This window comes from Paenibacillus sp. OAE614 (assembly GCF_040546645.1).
Lineage (GTDB): Bacteria > Bacillota > Bacilli > Paenibacillales > Paenibacillaceae > Paenibacillus_AQ > Paenibacillus_AQ favisporus.
In genome coordinates this window covers 5,234,147-5,253,641 of the sequence record NZ_JBEPOD010000001.1, presented here as the reverse complement: position 1 = coordinate 5,253,641, position 19,495 = coordinate 5,234,147, and the positions used below count along the sequence as shown (strand labels likewise).

The window sequence follows — 19,495 nt, the reverse complement described above, 5'->3', positions numbered from 1 at the left end:
TGATTCCATTGTTAAGGACGGATTCCGTTTTGTCGATGCGACTTTTTTTAGATGATCGTTTTTATAAATTTTCAGCAGAGCTGATCCATTCGATCATCGCAAAGCTTATCTATGACACTCTCCAGATCTCAATCCAAGCGGGCGTTTCTATGACACTCTCCAGACATCAAACCAAACGGCCTATCTATGACACTCTCCAGATCTCAAGCCAAACGGGCTTTCTATGACACTCTCCAGAACTCAAACCAAACGGCCTTTCTATGACACTTTCCAGAACTCAAACCAAACGGCCTTTCTATGACACTTTCCAGATCTTAAACTGATCAACTGCTCCCCGGCACTCCGTAAATCTCAAATCATTCTGTCTTTTCTCCGCACTGTCCATTTTTGATTAGGCTTTCGCACATTCTCTGTCCTTATCCAATGGACATATTCTTGTTTTGTTTTATAAAAGATGGACACAGCACTATATACTTCTACGGACGACGTCAAAGTAGATTTCTCTACATCTTGTATTAACATCTAGATTCTAACCGATATATGGGACGAGGACTGAGAGCAAAGATAGGGTGCGTTTGTCCACCTTTTGAAAGACAAAATCGAAATCTGTTCGTTGTCAGTGAACAAACTCATGGAACACAATCTAAGTTGTGTTCGTTATGAGTGAACCAACGCCATTGAAATTTACATCTAAAGTTATTGGCGTTTCGGAGCATATCTCATTTTTACCATCTGAAGTTGAAAGAGCGGGGGGAGAAGCAGACGGATTTTAAAAAAACAAACATTATCGTAAATTCGTCGCCTTTAATCATGAAACCGCTTTCGAATAAAGTAGTACTACAATCATTTTTATGATGATGGAATGCAAGAGGGGAGGAAATGAAAAGGATGGTTGCAGAAACGAAAACGACAGCCGAAGCGGATAAGACCCGACGCGCCGTCCGAAAGCGCGCAAAGACCGGGGACACCCATTTGGCGGGTTACATCTTTATTTCCCCGTGGCTCATCGGCTTTTTGCTGCTTACGCTGTGGCCTATCGCCCAATCGTTTTATTTGTCCTTTACCGACTACTCGCTGCTGGAAGACCCGGTTTGGGTCGGAACCGAAAACTACGTCAACATTTTTACGAATGATTCGACCTTTACCAAATCGCTTAGCGTCACCTTTTTGTTCGTCCTGTTCTCCGTGCCGCTGAAGCTGTTCTTCTCGCTCCTCGTGGCTATGGCGCTGAACCAGAAGTTAAAAGGCATGAACCTATACCGGACGGCCATCTATTTTCCATCGCTGATCGGCGGAAGCATTGCGGTGGCAGCTCTGTGGCGCAACATGTTCGGCCTTGACGGCTATATCAACCAGGTGCTCGCCTGGTTCGGCATCCAGGGCGTGGGATGGATTTCCAATCCCGACACTTCGCTTGGCACGCTCATTCTTCTGAACACCTGGCAGTTTGGCTCGACGATGGTCATCTTCCTGGCCGGCCTGAAGCAGATCCCGCAGGAGCTGTACGAATCCGCAGCCGTAGACGGCGCCGCGAAGATCCGCCGGTTCATCAGCATTACGCTGCCGATGCTGTCTCCTGTCATGTTTTTTAACCTGATCCTCGGCGTCATTGGCTCCTTCCAGACCTTTACCTCCGCATTTATCATCACGAAGGGCGGTCCGGTCAACTCCACTTACGTGTATGCCTTGTATTTATACGAGAAGGCGTTCAAGCATTATCAAATGGGATATGCCTCGGCGCTGGCCTGGATCCTGCTCGCCATTGTCGCACTCCTGACCATCGTGAACTTCGCCGCATCCCGCTACTGGGTATTCTACGAATCGGAAGGAGGGGGAACGAAGTGAAGCTGAAGTCCAAGGTAACGAGTCATCTGTTTCTGTCCTTGTTCTCGCTTCTCATGTTGTACCCGGTCATCTGGTGGGTCGGCGCCTCCCTGAAAAAGACTGAAGAGCTCAGCCTGCCGACGATCTGGCCCAAGACGCCGATGTGGGAAAATTACAGTAAAGGCTGGCATTTCTCCAGCGAGTACACGTTCGCCCATTTCTTTGGCAATTCGCTCCTGATGGAGCTCGGCAACGTCGTTGGAGGGGTGCTGACCGCCGCCATCGTCGCTTACGGCTTTGGCCGGCTGAGCTTCAAGCTGCGGGGCTTCTGGTTTTCCATCCTGCTGCTGACGATGATGCTGCCCGGACAGGTAACGATCGTTCCGCAGTACATTCTCTTTAACAAGCTGGGCCTTGTGGACAGCTACGTGCCGCTGGTGCTGCCGCATTTTTTCGGCGGCGGGGCGTTCTTCATCTTCCTGCTGGTCCAGTTTATCCGGGGCATTCCCCGGGACCTCGACGAGGCGGCGAAAATCGACGGCGCGTCGGTGTACGGCATCTTCCTCCGGATCATTTTCCCGCTGATCAAGCCGGCGCTCATGACGGTCGCGATATTTACCTTTATCTGGAGCTGGGACGACTTCTTCGCGCAGGTGCTGTACATCAGTTCGGTCGAAAAATTTACGGTCGGCCTGGCGCTGCGGATGTTCATCGACCAATTCGATATCCAATGGGGACAGCTGCTCGCCATGTCGCTGTTGTCCGTCCTCCCTTCCATGCTTATCTTTTTGTTTGCGCAAAAGCATTTTGTCGAGGGGATTGCGACGACAGGCCTCAAAGGATAGTTTGGCAGCGGTAATCAGGTTCACGAAACAAAGGGCTGAAACAAAACGAAAGGGGAATCGGAAGATGATGAACATGAGACGAATGAGCCTTGTCTCTCTCCTGCTGGCGCTGCTCTTCGCGATCACGGCCTGCAGCGGCGGCGGAAAAGGAAGCGGCAGCGGAAAGACGCTGAGCATCATGTGGTGGGGCCCGGACGAACGGCACGAAGCGACCAAAAAAGCGCTGGACCTGTACACGCAGCAGCACCCGGACGTAAAATTCAAACCGGAATACATGGCTTGGGACGCTTATTGGCAAAAGCTGCCGACGTTGGCGGCATCGAAAACGATCACCGATGTCCTTCAGATGGACGCTGCCTATTTGCAGGAGTACGTTAGCCGGGGGCAGCTGGAGGATTTGTCCGATATCGACCTGACCGGTATCGTGGATCCCGGCGTCCTCGAGAATTTGAAGATCGGCGGCAAGCTGTACGGCATTCCGCTCAGCCAGAACGCGCAGGGGATCGCCTTCAACAAGGAGGATCTGGCGAAATACGGCATCCCGCTGCCGCATAAAGATTGGACGTACGACGAGTATTTCCAATGGGCGAAGGACGCGCGCGCCAAGCTGCCGGAAGGGAAGTATCCGATCGGCGACACGACGTCATGGGACGGCTTCAACTACTACCAGACGGCGATGGGCAAGCCGCCGATCATGGCTGACGGAGGCAAGACGTTCACGCTGGATAAAGACCTGTTCATGAAGTTCTACCAAACCTATGAACAGTTCCGCAAAGACAAAATCGTGCCTCCGGCGGACCAGGCGGCCTCGTTCCTGGAGAACGACCCGCAGGCGGACCCGATGGCTTCCGGTGTCGTCATGACCCGGGGAGCGACGACCGGCTCGGTCAGCGCGCTGGAGCAGCTGATGCCAGGTAAAGTGGGTGTCGTCAATATGCCGACCGGTCCGGCCGGCGGGGGCTGGGCACAGTCGACTATTTTCCTCAGCGTCAGCGCCAATTCGAAGAATAAGGAAGAGGCAAAAAATTTCGTCAAGTGGTTCGTGACGGATAAGGATGCGGGAAAAACACTCGGACTGACCCGCGGCATTCCGATCAACCCGGAAATTTACAAGGAGCTCGAGCCGAATTTGGAAGCGAAGGATAAGCTCGGCAAGGAAATTTACGATCAGTCCGTCGACAAAGCGCTGCCGTTCTACTCGCCGGCTCCCGGATTCACGGAATGGGTGGACGCCTACAAGAAAGAGATGGACGCGGTCACGTTCGGCCAACAGAGCCTGGAGCAGGCCTTCGACAAGATCGACAAGCTCGGCAAGGAACTGGCGGCCAAAGCAGGAAGCTGAGCCGGGGAATTATGCGCCTTTCGGGAAATGGAGCTCCCGAAAGGCGCCCCTGTGACCAATTTTCCTAATGTTCCGTTGAACCGGAAACAGCACGGGGCGGCAATATCAATCGGCGGGGACACCGCGTGAAAAAGCTTTTCTGTTCGTGAGATGGTGCTGCTGTTATCCTGAATTGATATCCTAATTTTTATGAGTAAGCTAATGAGAAAGAGGTGTTCATTTCTATGCAACTGGCGGAATTTTTCTCTTCGCAGCCGAACCGGCTGTGGCATTTGGCGAAGCAGATGAACGTGAACTATGCGGTTGGCGGCCTGCCGTGGGAAGAGAAGTCGGAGAAGCCGTGGGATCTGATGCCGCTAATCCGGATGAAGCAGCGGTACGCCGACTTCGGACTGACGCTGTCCGTCATCGAATCGATGCCGCCGAGCAACAACATCAAGCTCGGGACGCCCGGACGCGACGAGGAGATCGAGATTTTTCAGCAGTTCATCGTCAACATGGGCGCCGCCGGCATTCCTGTGCTCTGCTACAACTTCATGGCGCAGTTTAACTGGTTCCGCACCTCGACGACGACCCGCACGCGCGGCGGGGCGCTCGTATCAAGCTACGACCACAGCCTGATGGCGGATGCCCCGCTGACTGAGGCGGGCATCGTCACCGAGGCGCAGCTGTGGGAGAACCTGCACTATTTCCTGGAAAAAATCGTGCCCGTCGCCGAATCCGCGCAGGTGAAGCTGGCGCTCCATCCGGACGATCCGCCGATCTCGCCGATCCGCGGCGTGTCGCGGATTCTGACGAGCGCGGCCGCGCTGCAGCGGGCGATCGATCTGGTGCCGAGCGCATGCAGCGGCATGACGATGTGCCAAGGAACGCTGGCGACGGCGGGCGAGGACATTCCGGCGGTCATCCGCCAGTTCGCCGGCCAGAAGAAGCTGTTCTTCGTCCACTTCCGCGACGTGAAGGGCACGCCGGAGAAGTTCGAGGAGACCTTCCACGACGACGGCAAGACGGATATGCTCGAAGCGATGAAGACCTATTACGAGGTCGGCTTCGACGGGCCGGCGAGACCGGACCATGTCCCGACGATGGAAGGCGAGGACAATACGAACCCGGGATATGAGCTGCTCGGCCGCCTGTACGGCGTCGGCTATATCACCGGACTGATGGAAGCGGCGGCCAAGATGAGCCGGGCTTCGGTGACGTCTTAAGCTTCGTCCATTTCCAAACAGAAAGATCAATAATTATCAAGGTACGGATCCCTCCTATCCGTGCCTTTTAGTTTTGACGAGGCATGCCTTTCGTCGACAAAGGGTTCAAAAGAAAGGGAGGTCGGAGATCAGCGTCCTCTCACGCGTCAACCTGTCGTCATCCATATGAGAAAAAACCACCCGCACAGCGTTCCTCCGTGCGGGTGGTTCGTATTGCCTCCAGTCGTCAGCTCCACAGCCGGTCGTTGGAATAAAACTTGTTCCACTGGTCGGTCGACTCCCAGATTCCGCCGATCTCCGGGTGGACATGTTCGGCCAGCACTTCATCATTCAAATCGTCGATGCCGAGACCGGGCGCGTCCGTCAGCGTGATATACCCGTTCTGGACGAGTTTATCCGGCAGCCTGCTGCCGATAACGATGTCATCCCACCAATCCACTTCGCAGGAATGGTATTCGAGCGCAAGGAAGTTTTCGGTCGCGGCGGCGACATGGGCGGCCGCAAGGCAGGCGATCGGACTCTCCGCCATATGGATCGCCATCGCTACGCCGTAGTCCTGGGCCATGTCGCCGATTTTCTTCGTCTCCAGAATGCCGCCGGTAGTCAGGACGTCGGGATGGATGACGGAGACACCGCCCGCTTCGAGCAGCGGCTTAAAATTCTCCTTCAGATAGATGTCCTCGCCCGTGCAGATCGGAGTGGTGACGGCCCGGGACAGCTGGGCGTACTGCTGCGTGTACTGCCAAGGAATCATGTCTTCCATCCAGGCGAGGTTGAACTTGTCGATGCGCCGGCCCAGCTTGATGCAGTCCTGAAGCCCGATATGGCCGAAATGGTCGATGGCGAGCGGCACCTGGTAGCCGATGACGGAGCGGACGTCTGCAACGTACTGCTCGAGCATGTCGAGTCCTTTTTCCGTGACATGAATGCCGGTTAAGGGATGGGGGATGTTGTAGATATCGTAGTGGCGGTTCGTAATTTCCCGCAGCTCGTCTTCCGACAATCCGTCGAAGTTCTGATTGTAGCGGCGCTTCGACTTTTCCCTCATCTCCTCCAGGAAACCAAGCGGAGCGCTCAGCGTGCCCGATTCATTGATGATCTGTCCGATGCCGAGGTCCATCTTCAGGAAGGTGAAGCCGGCGTCCATCCGTTTCTTCAGCGCTTCGCCCATCGCCTTGCCGGTATCCTTGCCGACGACCTCCGTATCGCAGTACATGCGGATTTTATCGCGGAATTTGCCGCCAAGCATTTGATAGACCGGCACCCCGTAGGCTTTGCCGGCCAGGTCCCACAGCGCGAGCTCGATTCCGCTGACGCCGCCGCCCTGGCGGGCATGGCCGCCGAACTGCTTGATCCGCCGGAACAGCTTGTCGATGTTGCAGGGATTTTCGCCGAGCAGACGGCTCTTCAGCATGAGGGCGTATACTTTGTCCGCGCCGTCGCGGACCTCCCCGAAGCCGACGAGCCCCTGGTTGGTATACACCTTGATCAGGCTGCTGTGAAAAGGCCCCCCGACGATATCGGTGAAGCGGATGTCCGTAATTTTCAGCTCCGAGGGTCTCGAAGCCGTACTTACATGGGCCAAAGTTTGCTCGTAAGACTCTTTGTTAATCATGAAATCACTCCCCCTATTGGATGGTTCGTTACAGCAGCATGCTCCCGCCGTCCAGACGGATGGCGGAGCCCGTCAAATATGCGCTTTCGTCCGAGGCGATGAAGGCGGCGAGCCTGGCGACATCTAGCGGGACGCCGACGCGTCCCATCGGGAATTTGGCCAGCTGGCGCTTGCGCCGCTCCTCCAGCTTCTTTTGCGCATCGGGATCGTCCGCTAATATGCGCTCATATTTGCCGACGTCGACGGCTCCCGGCTCGATCATGTTCACCGTGATGCCGTACGGGGCCAGCTCGATAGCGCTTTCCCTTCCCAGCATCCGGATCGCGCCTTTCGTCATCGCGTAGACGGGATCGAAATCGGTCGGCCGCTCCGCATGCACCGAAGAGATGAGAATGATGCGGCAGGCGCCTTTCTGCTTCATGGCCGGAACGACGGCCTGAATGCACTGCCAGTAGCCCTTCACGTTCGTATTCATCATGCGGCTGAACGTCTCCTCATCATGCTTGAACAGGTCGTAGTTCAGCTGCACGGCGGCATTGTTGACCAGGATGTCGATGCCCCCGCCGCGCTGCTCGACCTCCCTTACCATCGCGATAATCTCGTCCTGCCTGGCCACGTCCGCCTGAACGATGAAGCAGTCCCCGCCGGCCTCGTCGATCCGCCGCTTCGTTTCAAGGGCGCCGGCCTCGCTGCGGTTATAGTGGACCGCGACCCTGGCGCCTCTGCGTGCGAACTCTAGCGCAATCCCCTGGCCGATGCCGGTTCCCGCTCCCGTCACCAGGGCGACTTTGCCTGCTATGCTCATGGCGAATCGCCTCCCTTTGGCCGTTTCATTTTATGGTCCATATAGTGCAGCAGGAAGCCGCCGTCCAGCCGGAGATCCGCGCCGTTCAAGTAGCGGGCTTCCGCTGAGGCGAGAAAGCCTGCGGCATGGGCGATATCCTCAGCGCTTCCCAGCTGCCCGCTCGGCACCTTGGTTTGGTAGCTGTGATAGAGCGTCGTAAGCCTGCTGTAGAAGCGTTCATCATCGCCTTCTACCGGCCCCGCTTCAATCGTATTGACGCGGATGCCGTGCCGGCCGAGCTCTAGCGCCGCTTCCTTCGCCAGCATTTTGACGGCTCCCTTGGACGCGCTGTAGACAAAGGAAGATCCGGTCGGCTTCTCGGCATGGATCGACGAAACAAAGACGATGCAGCCCGAATGCCGGGATGCCATCGCCTTTCCTGCGGCTTGTGCGCACAGAAAGGCGGACTTCGCATTCGCATGCATCACTTCTTGAAACAGCGCCTCCGAACAGGTCTCGACGGAAGCGGGGGCGAGCAGATCGTTATTGTGGACCAGGACGTCCAGTCCGCCGAGCTCCCGCTCCGCGGTCTCGACCAGCTGGTTCGCGTTTGCTCCGACGCTCAGGTCGAGGCTCGCCACGATGACGTTCGAGCCTGCGGCCCGGGCTGCAGCGATATCAGCTGCCGCCTCGGCGCCGCCGGATGCGCTGTTCAGCACGAGATGGGCGCCGCCGGCCGAAAAACGCCGGATCATGGCTCTGCCAACAGGAGTGTCTGCGTCCGTGATCAGGACGACTTGTGCAGAATGATTCATAAATCACCTCCGGATAGAGCGGTACTTATGGCTGTCGGTACGTTCAACTTCATCATAAAAGGTTGGCGCTGCCGGCTTCGAGATGTGAATCTTACGATTTTGTTTGATTTTTTTCAAAAGGGGAGGGAAGAGGGGATTGCGAAGCAGCCTGAGCGGCGGTTCTAAACCGGAAGCATGAAAAAAGCGGCTCCCGGAGCGAATGCTGCCCTGTACGGGAAGCCTACGCAAGCCGGTTGCCGCTTGTTCGGACCATGCTTTTAGCCTAGTCTAATGCCTAATTTTGGGAAGCGTCACGCTTCTATTACACCGGTTGCTTATACCGGCTGCTGCTGTTGTTGGTGCTGCTCCTTGCGCCATTCCTGGACCGCCTGGTCAAGACGGTTCATCGCTTCCTCGACCAGGGAGCGGGAGCAGGCAATGTTCAGGCGCATGAAGCCTTCGCCTTCCTTGCCAAAAGCAGAACCCTTGTTCAGGGCAAGCTTGGCTTTGTTCAGCAGAAATTGTTCCAGGTCGTCGGGTGACATCTGCAGTGCGCGGAAATCGAGCCACATCAAGTACGTCGCTTCAGGCACCCGGGTTTTGATTTCCGGAATATGTTCACCCAAATATTCACTCACATACTCCATGTTCGCTTTCATGTACACCAGCGCTTCGTCGAGCCAAGCCTTGCCGTCATTGTAAGCGGCTTGGGTAGCTGCGCTGCCGAGCGTGCTGATCGAATTGACATGATAGAGCTCAAGCGTCTTTTTGAACCGGCGCCGGATGGAATCGTTCGGAATGATGATATTCGAAGTATTCAATCCGGCAATATTAAACGTTTTGCTCGGCGCAGTACAAATGATGCAGTTCTCCTGAATCTCCTCCGACAAGCTGGCGAAGGGAATATGGGTCCCTTCTTCATAAACCAGGTCCGCATGGATTTCGTCGGACACCATCAGAATACCGCGCTCCATGCAGAGCTTCGCAACCGCCTCCAGCTCTTCGCGCCGCCATACTCTGCCGACCGGATTGTGCGGGCTGCACAGGATGAACAGCTTGACCTGATCGTCCAGGCTCTGCTCAAGCGCTTCGAGGTCCATCGTGTAATACCCGTCCTGCTCCTTCAGCGGGTTCTGCACCAGCTCCCGGCCGTGATCGGTGACGACGCTGTAAAAAGGAGGGTACACCGGCGTCTGGATGGCAACCTTGTCTCCCGGCTCGGTAAAAGCCTGCACGATGAAGCTGAGGGCAGGCACGACGCCTGGGCAGAAGACGATCCATTCCTTGTCGATGGACCACCGATGGCGGCTCTTCATCCAGTCCGCGACGGCCTGATTATACGCATCAGACTGCATCGTGTAGCCGAATACCCCGTGTTCTACGCGGCTGTTCAGCGCAGAAATGACCGAGTCGGGTGCGGCAAAATCCATGTCGGCTACCCACATCGGAAGGACGTCGGATACGCCGAAGATCCGCTTCAGGTCGTCCCATTTAAAACTATCTGTATTTATACGTTCGATTGGTTGATGAAAGTTCAAGCTGTTCTCCTCCTTGGAAGGTCATTCAAAAGTTCGTCTATCCACGAATATAATCATAACAGATACAGGCAAGTTTTTGGGTACACATCAGCTTTGAAAACCATCCTGCATCTCAAGTACAATTAACGCATGAGGAATGACGCCCACGGGTTATCCGAAAGGAGGAAGGACATGCAGCTGATCGCCATGCTGACCATGCTGATCGATCATGCAGGGATCGTGTTTTTTCCGGATCAAATTTGGCTGAGGGTGATCGGAAGGATCGCATTTCCGATTTACGCCTATGCACTCGTACAGGGACATTATTTTACCCGAAGCCGGACCAAATATTTATTCAGGCTGTTTATACTGGCTCTGCTCTCCCAAATTCCATACCAGCTGGCTCTGGACCCGGACGGGCTGAACGTTGTCGTAACGCTGTTCGTGGCAGCCGCCGTCCTGCAAATTCTGGAGCGCAATCTGTCCATGGCGGCCAAAGCCGGGATCGTTCTGGCCTTTTGCGTTCTGATGGAAGGGTTCCCGTTTGATTACGGAGCATACGGCCTGCTGCTGGTGCTTGCCTTCCGGTATGCTTCCTCCGAAAAACTGCTGGGTGCCCATCTGCTGCTGAACATACTGTATTTGATAGCATTCGGAGCAGGGGCTGTTCTGCAGATGCTGAGCTTCGTACCGACCCTGGTGATTGTATACGGGCCTTATTTATGGAAAAAGATTGAGCAGGCCAGAGTTAGGGCGTGGGTATGGCGGTCGTTTTATCCGCTGCATCTGACCGTGCTGGCTGTGCTGCAGCGGCTGGATGCTTAATGCACCAGCCTTTTTTTCGTTGGAAATATTTACAGTTATCCTATTTACAAACCGATGGTCGGTATTTATAATGGAGTTAACAAAACAAGGGAAAAGGTGAGGAAAATGGCTCCTTTGATTGGATTGATCGTTTCGCTGTTAGGCTTTCGCTTGATGGGATGGCTGGGCTGGGAGTATATGAATGACTGGATCACCAGTCTGCGCTTTGCGGTAGCCGTCATGTTTTTGCTGACCGCGTCGGCCCATTGGGGCAAACGCCGCGCGGAGCTGGTCGCCATGGTGCCGCCGCGGTTTGCGCAGCCGGGCGCGTTGGTTACGCTGACGGGTTGGCTGGAAATCGCCGGCGCCGTCGGCATGATGATTCCGATCATGGCCGAGGCGGCTTCCACCGGGCTCTTCCTGATGCTGCTGGCCATGTTTCCTGCCAACGTATACGCGGCGAATAACCGTCTGACTCTGGACGGCAGAGCGGTGATGCCGCTTGTCCCGCGAACCGTGCTTCAGGTCGTTTTTTTGGCTGCCGTACTCGCTGCGGGCTGGCTTCCGCCGGGAGCATGGGCATGACGGATTGGAACTAAATCAAAAGGAGGATGGAGATGAAACAGGAAGAAAGACGCGAGCAGACGATGAATCTGCTGCTGGATACAACCGAGGAGCTCATTTTGGAGAAAGGCTGCAACAAGACGACGCTCAGCGATATTATGGCAAGATCCGGCTTGTCCAAAGGGGCCATTTTCCATTATGTATCCGGCAAGGATGAACTGTTCGTGAAGGTGCTCGAGGCTAAGCTGGAGGAGACGAATACGAGCTTCATGGATGCCGTAGATGCCCCTGCCGTGAAGGAATTCGAAGGGCCGATGAATGCGATCGCGCAGAGTCTGCCCAAGCTGGAGAGCCGGAAAGACGTGAGCAACCTCATCATGATGTATTTGATCGGGAAAAGCGATCAGCCGGAAGCGGCCGACATCGTCGCGGACTTTTACCGGCAGGCGGTCGCCACGTCCAAGAAGTGGATCGTCACAGGCCAGGAGTCCGGAGTCATCCCTTCATCGGTCAATGCCGACCAGGCGGCGGAACTGTTTGAGCTGCTCTCCTTCGGGCTGCGGATGCGCAGCCTGATCGGAGTTCGCAGCACAGGGTTCGGCATTCAGGAGTTTTCGGAGCTGATTATGCGGACGCTGCGGCCGGACCGTCAAGGAGGTGCTCCGACGTCATGACGCTGCTCCTGTTTCTGCATATTGCCGGAAGCGTGCTTTTTTTGGGCAATATCATTACGGCTGCCTTTTGGAAAGTCCGCGCCGACGTCCGGGGCGATGCCGCGGAGATTCACCGCACTGTGAGCAATGTGATGCTCGCCGATTATGCGTTTACGCTGCCCGGGCTGCTGCTCTTGATTGTCACCGGGAGCCTTATGGCCGCCAAAGGCGGCTATTCGCTGGCAGGTCTGAACTGGCTCACGGCTTCGCTAATCCTGTTCGGGATCACCGGCGTGCTATGGCTGGCCGTACTGATCCCGCTGCAGCGGGGAATGATCCGGCTCAGCCGGCAGGCGCTCGAAAACGGGACGATCTCCGCAGCTTACAAGAAGTTGTCGGCGTATTGGGCGGTTTTCGGCATTCTTGCCACCTTGCTGCCGCTTTTTATATTGTACTTCATGGTCAGCAAGCCTTTTTAAAATGAGGCGCAAACGACCGGCCGTTATGTATAACGGCCGGTTTTTGGTTTGCTGATAAGGGGAGATAAGAGGCCATCGTCTGCAGCTGCAGGGTCCGCAAAAATGAGGGTATAGGTGCGGTTTTTATGGAAAGAAATAGAGCATACCTTAAATAAAACGCCAAAATGGCTGGGTAGAACCCAAAGCGCAGTGTCTGGGCATTTTCCGGTTCAAAGATGTACAATAAGGAAAGTGCGGATCAGACCGGAAAGATTCCTTCGACTTGATTCAGGGGAAATAAAATTCGGGAAGGCGATTTCCCTTTGGCCTGGACCTCGATGAAGTCGGAGCCGATGAGCACCAGCTTCATGTTGGAAAAGGCTTTGCCGGACTGGAATACCGTCCGGATTCCAACGTGGCGGAATAACGCCGGCGGCTTGACGTCAAAGACGCGGATGGTCTGCAGACTGAGCGGAACGAACAGCTCCCCCTGAACGCGGATAAAGCTGCTTTTATACACATGCTGCAGCCGCCCCGGCTCCAGACCCAGGCCTGCGCCGTTGATTTCCACCAGATGCCCGGTGAATTTGGCAAGACGCTCCTGCAGGGTTATATTTCTTTTAAACTTCGTGAGCAGCACTTGGATCCCTCCGATGAACGTTTACTGCATTGTATGCCCTGAACTGGGCGGGTGCTTCGATTTTTTTGAAGAGAATCACAGGCCGTTTTACGCGGATACACCAAAGACGGCTTTAGATTTGCGAAAGGAGGAACCATGAGCGAGAGCAGGGTGATATCAAGACCATGGGCGCTGGAAGGGCCCAGCATTCAAATCGACCCGCTGTTTCCTTATTATGCGGACCGCTCCGCCGAGAGCATCGCCGAAGAGATCGAGCTGTCCGGCTACCGGACGGTGCATTATTTTGTCGTGAACGAGAGCAGGGTCCGAACGGACATCATTGAGGCTTTTCACGCCCGGGATATTGCCGTATGGGCGCTTGTAATCGGGAACGGAACGTTCGCCACTGAACATCTCCCACGGGAATGGCGTTCCTGGCGGATGGGGCTGCTGAAGGAGCTGAATGACGGGTTTGAGCGGTTTTCTCCGTTCTCGGCATCTTACGTGGAATGGAAAAAGGAAGCAGTCGCCCGGGTCGTTAGGGATCATGCTTTTGACGGCATCGAGATCGCCGAGCCCTATTTTCCGGAATGGGACGGCATCCGCAGAGGGGTATACGGCGACGTCGGCCCTCACGCGAAGCAAGCGTTCCGGGACAAGTACGGCCATGATATTCCCGAATTTCTGAACAAACGGGCGGCTAACTATTATAAAAAGATACCTGACATCTACGGCAAATGGATTACTTTCCGCGTGGACGCCGTGAACGGACTCATCGATGAAATTATAAACGGCAGCGGAGGCGCAAGAAGTGTCCGCCCGGATATTGCCGTGGCGACCTGGTCGCTGGCGGTTGACGGCGGAGCGGTATCCACCCTCCGGCTGAAGGAATGGCAGGGGCTGGATGCGATTTCGATGATCGGGAAGGTCCGGCCGGATATGCACGTGCTGCAAACCCACTGGCCGGACTGGATGAAGCGCCATTTGCCGCCGCAGTACGCAGGCGGATACGAGAGCTTCGCCGCACCGATCCGGGCCGCTTATCCCGGACTTCCCCTTGGCATTCAGGCTGACATCGGCTCCCGGAGCAGCATGGTGAAGAACCGGCGCTGGCTCAATGACTTCCAGAACACGGTTTACGAGCTCGGCTACGATACGTGGACGGCGTACGAATACCATCTCGGCGGGTATATGTATGACGAACCGCCTGTCCCTGTGAAAGCGGTCATGTACGGAGAACAGGAGCTGACGGTTTCGTTCAACAAACGGATTGATCCGGATACGCTGGGAACGGTGCTGTTCTTTGCGGAGGAGAACACGGAGGCCGGGCCTCTTGACGGCATCACCATCGAGCAGAGGGCCGTCGACGGCAACCGTTTATGGCTGCGAGCTAATGGGCTTCCCCGGCGGCCTGTACTGGTCGAAGTCAGCGGGATGCGGGATACGCCGGGACTATGGCATGTGAAAGGCAAAAAGTCGGGTGAAACCCCGATCGGCCACAGGCTGAAAGTAGAGCAGGATCGTGGGTAATAGAGGAAGCTGAGCATGAAAAAAGCGTCCCGGCGGCAGCGATGCCCCCAGGACGCTTCTTTTATACATGCTGTAGTCATTATTGGGCGGTGTATCCGCCGTCTACCATCAGGCTCGTTCCGACCACAAACGAGGAGTCGTCGCTGGCCAGGAACAGGACGGATTTGGCCACCTCTTCCGCGGTGCCGAGCCGTCCGATCGGGTGCAGCTCCACGAGCTGCTGCTTGGCTTCCGGCGGAAGCGCCTTTAACAGCGGCGTATCGATATAACCCGGGCAGACGGCATTCACCCGGATGCCGTGCTTGGCGTATTCAATGCCGAGCGTCTGGGTGAGCAGCACGACGCCGCCTTTGGCCGAGCCGTAAGCGGTAACTCCCGCCTTGGCCGCATGGCCGTGGATCGAAGCGGAGTTGATGATCGCACCCCCGGTGCCCTGTCTCAGCATTTGGACTACGGCGTGTTTATCCGACAGGAAGACGCCTGTCAGATTGACGTCGATCGTGCGCTGCCATTTGTCCAGCGACAGCTGATCGGCCGGCTCATCGTTGGCCACGCCCGCATTGGCAAACATAATGTCCAGTTTTCCGTATTCCTTCACGGTCCGTTCCACGAGCGCCTGGACTTCCTCCTCCTTGGTCACATCCACCCGGACGTAAATCGAGTCGTACCCTTTTTCTTTCAAATGGTCGGACACTTCCTGGCCCGCTTCCGAGCGGTCGGCCACGACGACCTTGGCGCCTTCCTGGGCAAACAGGCGTGCGGTGGCTTGTCCGATCCCGCTGGCACCGCCCGTAATGATCGCTACTTTACCGGAAAGTTTCATACCTCGCGTCACTCCTTCTCACAGCAATTGTCCGTATCCGTCACCGGAATCGGGTTCATCTTTGTTAATTTACCCATTTTTCTGAAAATATTAGCCGAACGGCCCAAGCTTGTGAGATCGAAGCGCGGATCGCCATCCCCCGGGATGAGGTTAAGGAGCGGGCTTGATCCTATCTTAAGTGGTACAGTAAACTCTAAATCAAAGCGTTCATGACATCTGCAACTCCAGAAAATTCATGAATGAAAACGGGAATTTGGTGCGAACTACGGATAAATCATTATTTTAAATCGAGCTCTAGGAGGAGAAAGACATGTCTACAATTAAAGAAATTTCGGAAGAAACCGGGATTAGCACATATACTCTCCGTTATTATGAACGGGAAGGAATTCTGCCGGGCGTCAAGCGCGATTCGAGTGGCAATCGGTTGTACGATGAAGAAAGTATGGAGTGGCTGAATTTTGTTTTGGCGCTGCGATCGACAGGCATGCCGCTTGCGGAGATCAAGCATTATGTAGACTTATATTGGGAAGGCGAGAGCACGCTGAAGATCCGCAAACAAATGATGCTCAAGCATAAGGAAAAAGTAGAAAGGGATCTTAGAGAGACCTATAAAAATTTGGAACAGATCAATTACAAGCTGGCGTTGTACGACTTACAAGAAAAAGGGCTCAGCAAAATGCTGCCCTAAGGGGATAGACGGTTGCAGCAGATCTCTCTAAGCCGAGCGCGTTCTACGGAATGCGCTTTTTTGCCGTTTGCACTAGAGTGTACTATAAAGGATTTTCTTGTATTTATACTGCTTCCTGTGGTGTTTGTATACCTGTTCCTTTCATAAAAGCCTGTAAATTCAGTGTTTTTTGGCTTATGTACTATTTTTTTATCGAGACTTGACTTACAGCAAACTCCACTTGTTACCCTGTTATCAAGCCAAAGATGACTGGCTAAAAACGGACAAAGGGGAATTTCATATGAATAAGAAAGTAGCGATCATCACAGGCGCAAGCAGCGGAATGGGAGCGGCGACAGCCAAGCTTCTCGCTCAACATGGCATTCAAGTCATGCTTGCCGCTCGCCGGGAAGAACGTTTGCAGCAGCTGCAGGAAGAAATTCGAAAGGCGGGGGGCGAAGCCAGCTACAAAGTGACTGACGTCACCTCGCGTTCCGACGTGGAAGCATTGGCAGATGAAACCATCAGAACCTTTGGGCAAATCGACATCTTGATTAACAATGCCGGGATCATGCCGCTTTCGTTCTTCAGGAATTTAAAAGTTGATGAGTGGGAACGAATGATTGATGTGAATATTAAAGGAGTACTCTATGGGATGGCAGCAGTGTACAAGCATATGGAAGAACGCAATGAGGGGCATATTATTAACTTCTCCTCCATTGCAGGGCATATCCTCTTTCCATCGAGCTCCATTTATAGTGCAACCAAGCATGCCGTCCGGGTGTTAACAGAAGGCATGCGTACCGAACTGGGGGCCAAACAAGATATTCGGACGACCCTTATTTCCCCTGGAGCTGTGGAAACCGAGCTGTACGATACCATTACAGATCACTCGATTTATCCCGCGCTCGAGAAATTGGGCAGTCAAGAATGGAACCAACTTGACCCGAACGATATTGCCCAAACCGTATTGTTTGCTATCCAGCAGCCGACTAACGTGACGATTAACGAGTTGATTGTCCGTCCTACATCGCAAAGCTTGTAAAGCGGTCGCCGCCCAACTTCCCCAGTGGAACAGTTGGACGGCGATTTTATTTAAGAGATCAGAAAGTAAAAGTTTCGAAAAAGAGCTTGCTTTCCGGAAAAGATGGTGGTACATTCGATATATAAATTGTGTACAATTTAATTTTATAAAATACAAATAAAGTGGAGGATGGGACCATGAGTATTTATTCTTTTACAGCAAACAGCATTCGCGGCGCGGAAAAGGAACTCTCGGAATATAAAGGTGAAGTGCTTCTCATTGTCAACACGGCGAGCAAATGCGGATTCACGCCGCAGTATGCCGACCTGCAGAACCTGTACGAGAAATACGGAGACAAGGGATTCAAAGTACTTGGTTTTCCAAGCAACCAGTTCGCCGAACAGGAGCCCGGAAGCAATGAGGAAGTGAATACGTTTTGTCAAATTAATTATGGAGTGAGTTTCCCGCTGTTTGAGAAGGTAGACGTGCGCGGAGAAGACAAGCATCCGCTGTTTGCTTACTTGACGGAGCAGGCACCGTTTAAGGGGATCGGCACGGACAATTCCGAAGGGAAAATGCTGCAATCGTTCCTTGAGAAGGAGCAGCCGGAGCTTCTGGAAGGCGACGATATTAAATGGAACTTCACCAAGTTCCTGATCGACCGGGAAGGACGGGTGGTGGAGCGGTTTGAGACACCGGTCGGTCCGCTGGAGCTGGAATCGGCCATAGAGGCGCTGATCTAAAACACTAAGGATTGTTAGCGGCTATCCATTCCAGTGGCGGCGCCAAACGGCCATTTGGATAGAATTGCCTTGAATTTTAATGTATTCTGAAGGTAATTTTCAGGTGTTTTTAAGAAAACTCTCATATAATGCACTCATACCCCTTTTATATATGAATTGACCCTAGGCACGGGACTAGGGTCTATTTTTTTGTCCATTTTTCGTAAAAGGCTTCGTCCGGGGCGGATGAACGCCGTTTGTACGCCCCGTCCCCGCATAAACGCCCGGCAGCCTGGCCCCGGACTTACGGATTCTGGCGCCGTCTGCGCAATTGAAGCTGCTGCAGATTTCGCCAGGAGATCTGCAGGATGCGCTGGCTTCGCATCACTTCGCGGATCCAGGGATCGCGAAAAACCTGCAGCTCCATGCCGCGCTTCAGCCACTCATGATGGATGGCCATCAGCTCATCCGTAATGACGGCCGGATGGATATACAGCTCGCTGACTCCGGCCTGGAGCGAGCACAGCGCATCCGCCACGCTTTCCCTGAAGGCTTCGTATGTTTCTCCCGGGCGCAGAGAAAAGGGCAGCTGGATTAAGTGATCTGGAATGACGACCCCGAGCGAGTCCGCTTCACGGACCCGTGCCTTATGGATGCGCCGGGCGGCGGAAGGCAGCTGAAGCAAAGCGGGAATATGCCTTGGCAGCCGAAACGGAAGGCCGTTCTCCGCACAGACGCCAAGGACGAGGGAGAGGAAATCCCGCCCCGTTTCCAGCCCGTACAGGCTCCCCATATGATTATCGAGATGGGTCGGATTCAGCCCCATGCGCCGGGTGAGCCGGATTTGGCCGATGATTTCGGCGTGCACCTCGGCCGCCTGGGCCCTGGTCTCCACCGTGCGGCAGTCGCGGGGAAAGTATCCCTCATTCGTAATGAGGGAGGACACCGTCTGCCGGCGGGTGACCGGCCCCCAGCGGTAGTTGTTCCACTCGCTGGTAAAGGTCAAATGGACGCCGACGTCCACGTCCGGTCGCGTGGCCGCCCACTGGGCAGCCTCCTTGGCCCACGGGCACGGCATCATGATCGTAGCCGAGGAAATGGCCCCCTCGGCAAGCAGCAGCTGGATGCCCGCATTGGCCGAGTGGCACATGCCGTAGTCATCCGCATTGATGATCAGCAGCCGCTCATCCGGCGGAAAGCCCAAAGCTTGAGCGAGGTTCAAGGGACGTCACCTCCTAATTGAATAACGTATTTCCATGCAGGGAGAGGATCATTATCGAACGAAGAGGGAACCGGCGGTTCAAGTTTAGGAGAATCAAGGTCGAGGGATTCGAATCACAATAAATAACAGCGAAGAAAAGAATAAAAACTGTGAAATTTTAACCGCCAGTTTCATTTCTTCACCTAAGTCTGCTAATCCAAATAAAATATGAACTACGGACACTAAACCGGTAATGATTAAAATAATCCATGCGAGTAAATACAAAATTTCCCCTCTTTTTATATGATATGAACAATGGCTCTGGGTCGACGATCCTGTAGATCACGCACGCCATCAAGCATTTTGGCAAAAGGCGTTAAAACACTTATATTATCAATGATGTATTTTTATTTGTAAATATATGTAATATTATACGGATGGCAAGATTAAGCTCGGCAACGATAGAATTATCCTTTGGATTATCAAAACTTCAGAAACGAA

Annotated in this window: 19 protein-coding genes; 12 read left to right on the top strand and 7 right to left on the bottom strand. The window is 54.3% G+C overall.

The genetic code is table 11. The features are described from left to right. Positions 1 to 879 precede the first annotated feature (879 nt). The 4 genes from ABIE48_RS24280 to ABIE48_RS24265 all read left to right on the top strand — a co-directional run bounded on the left by ABIE48_RS24280 (position 880) and on the right by ABIE48_RS24265 (position 5,219). On the top strand, positions 880 to 1,845 hold the full coding sequence (locus ABIE48_RS24280; protein ID WP_483312667.1) for a carbohydrate ABC transporter permease: 966 nt from the start codon (positions 880 to 882) through the stop codon (positions 1,843 to 1,845). Between the two features lie 53 nt (positions 1,846 to 1,898). Next, positions 1,899 to 2,669, top strand: a complete 771-nt coding sequence (locus ABIE48_RS24275) for a carbohydrate ABC transporter permease (protein ID WP_116234251.1) — start codon at positions 1,899 to 1,901, stop codon at positions 2,667 to 2,669. Between the two features lie 64 nt (positions 2,670 to 2,733). Next, on the top strand, positions 2,734 to 4,011 hold the full coding sequence (locus ABIE48_RS24270) for an ABC transporter substrate-binding protein (RefSeq protein ID WP_354519794.1): 1,278 nt from the start codon (positions 2,734 to 2,736) through the stop codon (positions 4,009 to 4,011). Between the two features lie 224 nt (positions 4,012 to 4,235). Further along, complete coding sequence (locus ABIE48_RS24265) at positions 4,236 to 5,219, top strand: mannonate dehydratase (RefSeq protein WP_192717358.1); 984 nt, start codon at positions 4,236 to 4,238, stop codon at positions 5,217 to 5,219. Between the two features lie 226 nt (positions 5,220 to 5,445). Here the strand turns inward: ABIE48_RS24265 and ABIE48_RS24260 are convergent, their stop codons facing one another. From ABIE48_RS24260 to ABIE48_RS24245, 4 genes are all read right to left on the bottom strand, one after another. Beyond that, a complete protein-coding gene (locus ABIE48_RS24260; RefSeq protein WP_145029430.1) occupies positions 5,446 to 6,834 on the bottom strand; it encodes a mandelate racemase/muconate lactonizing enzyme family protein in 1,389 nt (462 codons plus the stop codon). A gap of 28 nt (positions 6,835 to 6,862) precedes the next feature. Further along, the gene (locus ABIE48_RS24255) at positions 6,863 to 7,639 is read right to left on the bottom strand and encodes an SDR family NAD(P)-dependent oxidoreductase (protein ID WP_192717357.1); all 777 of its coding nucleotides are present in this window, start codon (positions 7,637 to 7,639) and stop codon (positions 6,863 to 6,865) included. Then, a complete protein-coding gene (locus ABIE48_RS24250) occupies positions 7,636 to 8,433 on the bottom strand; it encodes an SDR family NAD(P)-dependent oxidoreductase (protein ID WP_192717356.1) in 798 nt (265 codons plus the stop codon). Before ABIE48_RS24250 ends, ABIE48_RS24255 begins: the two co-directional genes overlap by 4 nt. Positions 8,434 to 8,747: 314 nt before the next feature. Further along, entirely contained in the window at positions 8,748 to 9,950 is a 1,203-nt protein-coding gene (locus tag ABIE48_RS24245) for a MalY/PatB family protein (RefSeq protein ID WP_145029424.1), read from the bottom strand. 171 nt (positions 9,951 to 10,121) lie between these two features. Between ABIE48_RS24245 and ABIE48_RS24240 the strand changes: the two genes are divergently transcribed. From ABIE48_RS24240 to ABIE48_RS24225, 4 genes are all read left to right on the top strand, one after another. After that, positions 10,122 to 10,754 (top strand): TraX family protein, encoded by a 633-nt coding sequence (locus ABIE48_RS24240; RefSeq protein WP_192717355.1) that lies wholly within the window; start codon positions 10,122 to 10,124, stop codon positions 10,752 to 10,754. 105 nt (positions 10,755 to 10,859) lie between these two features. Continuing rightward, on the top strand, positions 10,860 to 11,318 hold the full coding sequence (locus tag ABIE48_RS24235) for a DoxX family protein (RefSeq protein ID WP_192717354.1): 459 nt from the start codon (positions 10,860 to 10,862) through the stop codon (positions 11,316 to 11,318). Between the two features lie 32 nt (positions 11,319 to 11,350). Continuing rightward, complete coding sequence (locus tag ABIE48_RS24230; RefSeq protein WP_192717353.1) at positions 11,351 to 11,971, top strand: TetR/AcrR family transcriptional regulator; 621 nt, start codon at positions 11,351 to 11,353, stop codon at positions 11,969 to 11,971. Then, positions 11,968 to 12,429: a DUF2269 family protein gene (locus ABIE48_RS24225; protein WP_145029416.1), complete on the top strand. Its 462-nt coding sequence runs from the start codon at positions 11,968 to 11,970 to the stop codon at positions 12,427 to 12,429. Before ABIE48_RS24230 ends, ABIE48_RS24225 begins: the two co-directional genes overlap by 4 nt. 238 nt (positions 12,430 to 12,667) lie before the next feature. Here the strand turns inward: ABIE48_RS24225 and ABIE48_RS24220 are convergent, their stop codons facing one another. Further along, complete coding sequence (locus ABIE48_RS24220; protein ID WP_244364495.1) at positions 12,668 to 13,048, bottom strand: hypothetical protein; 381 nt, start codon at positions 13,046 to 13,048, stop codon at positions 12,668 to 12,670. Between the two features lie 135 nt (positions 13,049 to 13,183). On the opposite strand from ABIE48_RS24220, the gene ABIE48_RS24215 reads away from it, so the two are divergent. After that, entirely contained in the window at positions 13,184 to 14,557 is a 1,374-nt protein-coding gene (locus ABIE48_RS24215) for an N-acyl-D-glucosamine 2-epimerase (protein ID WP_192717352.1), read from the top strand. Between the two features lie 79 nt (positions 14,558 to 14,636). Here the strand turns inward: ABIE48_RS24215 and ABIE48_RS24210 are convergent, their stop codons facing one another. After that, positions 14,637 to 15,380: an SDR family NAD(P)-dependent oxidoreductase gene (locus ABIE48_RS24210; protein WP_145029409.1), complete on the bottom strand. Its 744-nt coding sequence runs from the start codon at positions 15,378 to 15,380 to the stop codon at positions 14,637 to 14,639. A gap of 310 nt (positions 15,381 to 15,690) precedes the next feature. On the opposite strand from ABIE48_RS24210, the gene ABIE48_RS24205 reads away from it, so the two are divergent. From ABIE48_RS24205 to ABIE48_RS24195, 3 genes are all read left to right on the top strand, one after another. Next, positions 15,691 to 16,068: a MerR family transcriptional regulator gene (locus tag ABIE48_RS24205; protein ID WP_089548493.1), complete on the top strand. Its 378-nt coding sequence runs from the start codon at positions 15,691 to 15,693 to the stop codon at positions 16,066 to 16,068. Positions 16,069 to 16,348: 280 nt separating this feature from the next. Beyond that, positions 16,349 to 17,092, top strand: a complete 744-nt coding sequence (locus tag ABIE48_RS24200) for an SDR family oxidoreductase (RefSeq protein ID WP_192717351.1) — start codon at positions 16,349 to 16,351, stop codon at positions 17,090 to 17,092. Between the two features lie 176 nt (positions 17,093 to 17,268). Then, positions 17,269 to 17,814 carry a glutathione peroxidase gene (locus tag ABIE48_RS24195; RefSeq protein WP_192717350.1) on the top strand — a complete coding sequence of 182 codons (546 nt, stop codon included), beginning with the start codon at positions 17,269 to 17,271 and terminating at the stop codon, positions 17,812 to 17,814. 283 nt (positions 17,815 to 18,097) lie between these two features. On the opposite strand, the gene ABIE48_RS24190 is transcribed toward ABIE48_RS24195, so the two are convergent. Continuing rightward, on the bottom strand, positions 18,098 to 19,015 hold the full coding sequence (locus ABIE48_RS24190) for a polysaccharide deacetylase family protein (protein ID WP_192717349.1): 918 nt from the start codon (positions 19,013 to 19,015) through the stop codon (positions 18,098 to 18,100). Between the last annotated feature and the right edge of the window lie 480 nt (positions 19,016 to 19,495).

Coding starts and splice junctions, on each gene's coding strand:
- ABIE48_RS24280 (WP_483312667.1), top strand. CDS start 880: ATGAAAAGGATGGTTGCAGAAACGAAAACGACAGCCGAAGCGGATAAG.
- ABIE48_RS24275 (WP_116234251.1), top strand. CDS start 1,899: ATGTTGTACCCGGTCATCTGGTGGGTCGGCGCCTCCCTGAAAAAGACT.
- ABIE48_RS24270 (WP_354519794.1), top strand. CDS start 2,734: ATGATGAACATGAGACGAATGAGCCTTGTCTCTCTCCTGCTGGCGCTG.
- ABIE48_RS24265 (WP_192717358.1), top strand. CDS start 4,236: ATGCAACTGGCGGAATTTTTCTCTTCGCAGCCGAACCGGCTGTGGCAT.
- ABIE48_RS24260 (WP_145029430.1), bottom strand. CDS start 6,834: ATGATTAACAAAGAGTCTTACGAGCAAACTTTGGCCCATGTAAGTACG.
- ABIE48_RS24255 (WP_192717357.1), bottom strand. CDS start 7,639: ATGAGCATAGCAGGCAAAGTCGCCCTGGTGACGGGAGCGGGAACCGGC.
- ABIE48_RS24250 (WP_192717356.1), bottom strand. CDS start 8,433: ATGAATCATTCTGCACAAGTCGTCCTGATCACGGACGCAGACACTCCT.
- ABIE48_RS24240 (WP_192717355.1), top strand. CDS start 10,122: ATGCAGCTGATCGCCATGCTGACCATGCTGATCGATCATGCAGGGATC.
- ABIE48_RS24235 (WP_192717354.1), top strand. CDS start 10,860: ATGGCTCCTTTGATTGGATTGATCGTTTCGCTGTTAGGCTTTCGCTTG.
- ABIE48_RS24230 (WP_192717353.1), top strand. CDS start 11,351: ATGAAACAGGAAGAAAGACGCGAGCAGACGATGAATCTGCTGCTGGAT.
- ABIE48_RS24225 (WP_145029416.1), top strand. CDS start 11,968: ATGACGCTGCTCCTGTTTCTGCATATTGCCGGAAGCGTGCTTTTTTTG.
- ABIE48_RS24215 (WP_192717352.1), top strand. CDS start 13,184: ATGAGCGAGAGCAGGGTGATATCAAGACCATGGGCGCTGGAAGGGCCC.
- ABIE48_RS24210 (WP_145029409.1), bottom strand. CDS start 15,380: ATGAAACTTTCCGGTAAAGTAGCGATCATTACGGGCGGTGCCAGCGGG.
- ABIE48_RS24205 (WP_089548493.1), top strand. CDS start 15,691: ATGTCTACAATTAAAGAAATTTCGGAAGAAACCGGGATTAGCACATAT.
- ABIE48_RS24200 (WP_192717351.1), top strand. CDS start 16,349: ATGAATAAGAAAGTAGCGATCATCACAGGCGCAAGCAGCGGAATGGGA.
- ABIE48_RS24195 (WP_192717350.1), top strand. CDS start 17,269: ATGAGTATTTATTCTTTTACAGCAAACAGCATTCGCGGCGCGGAAAAG.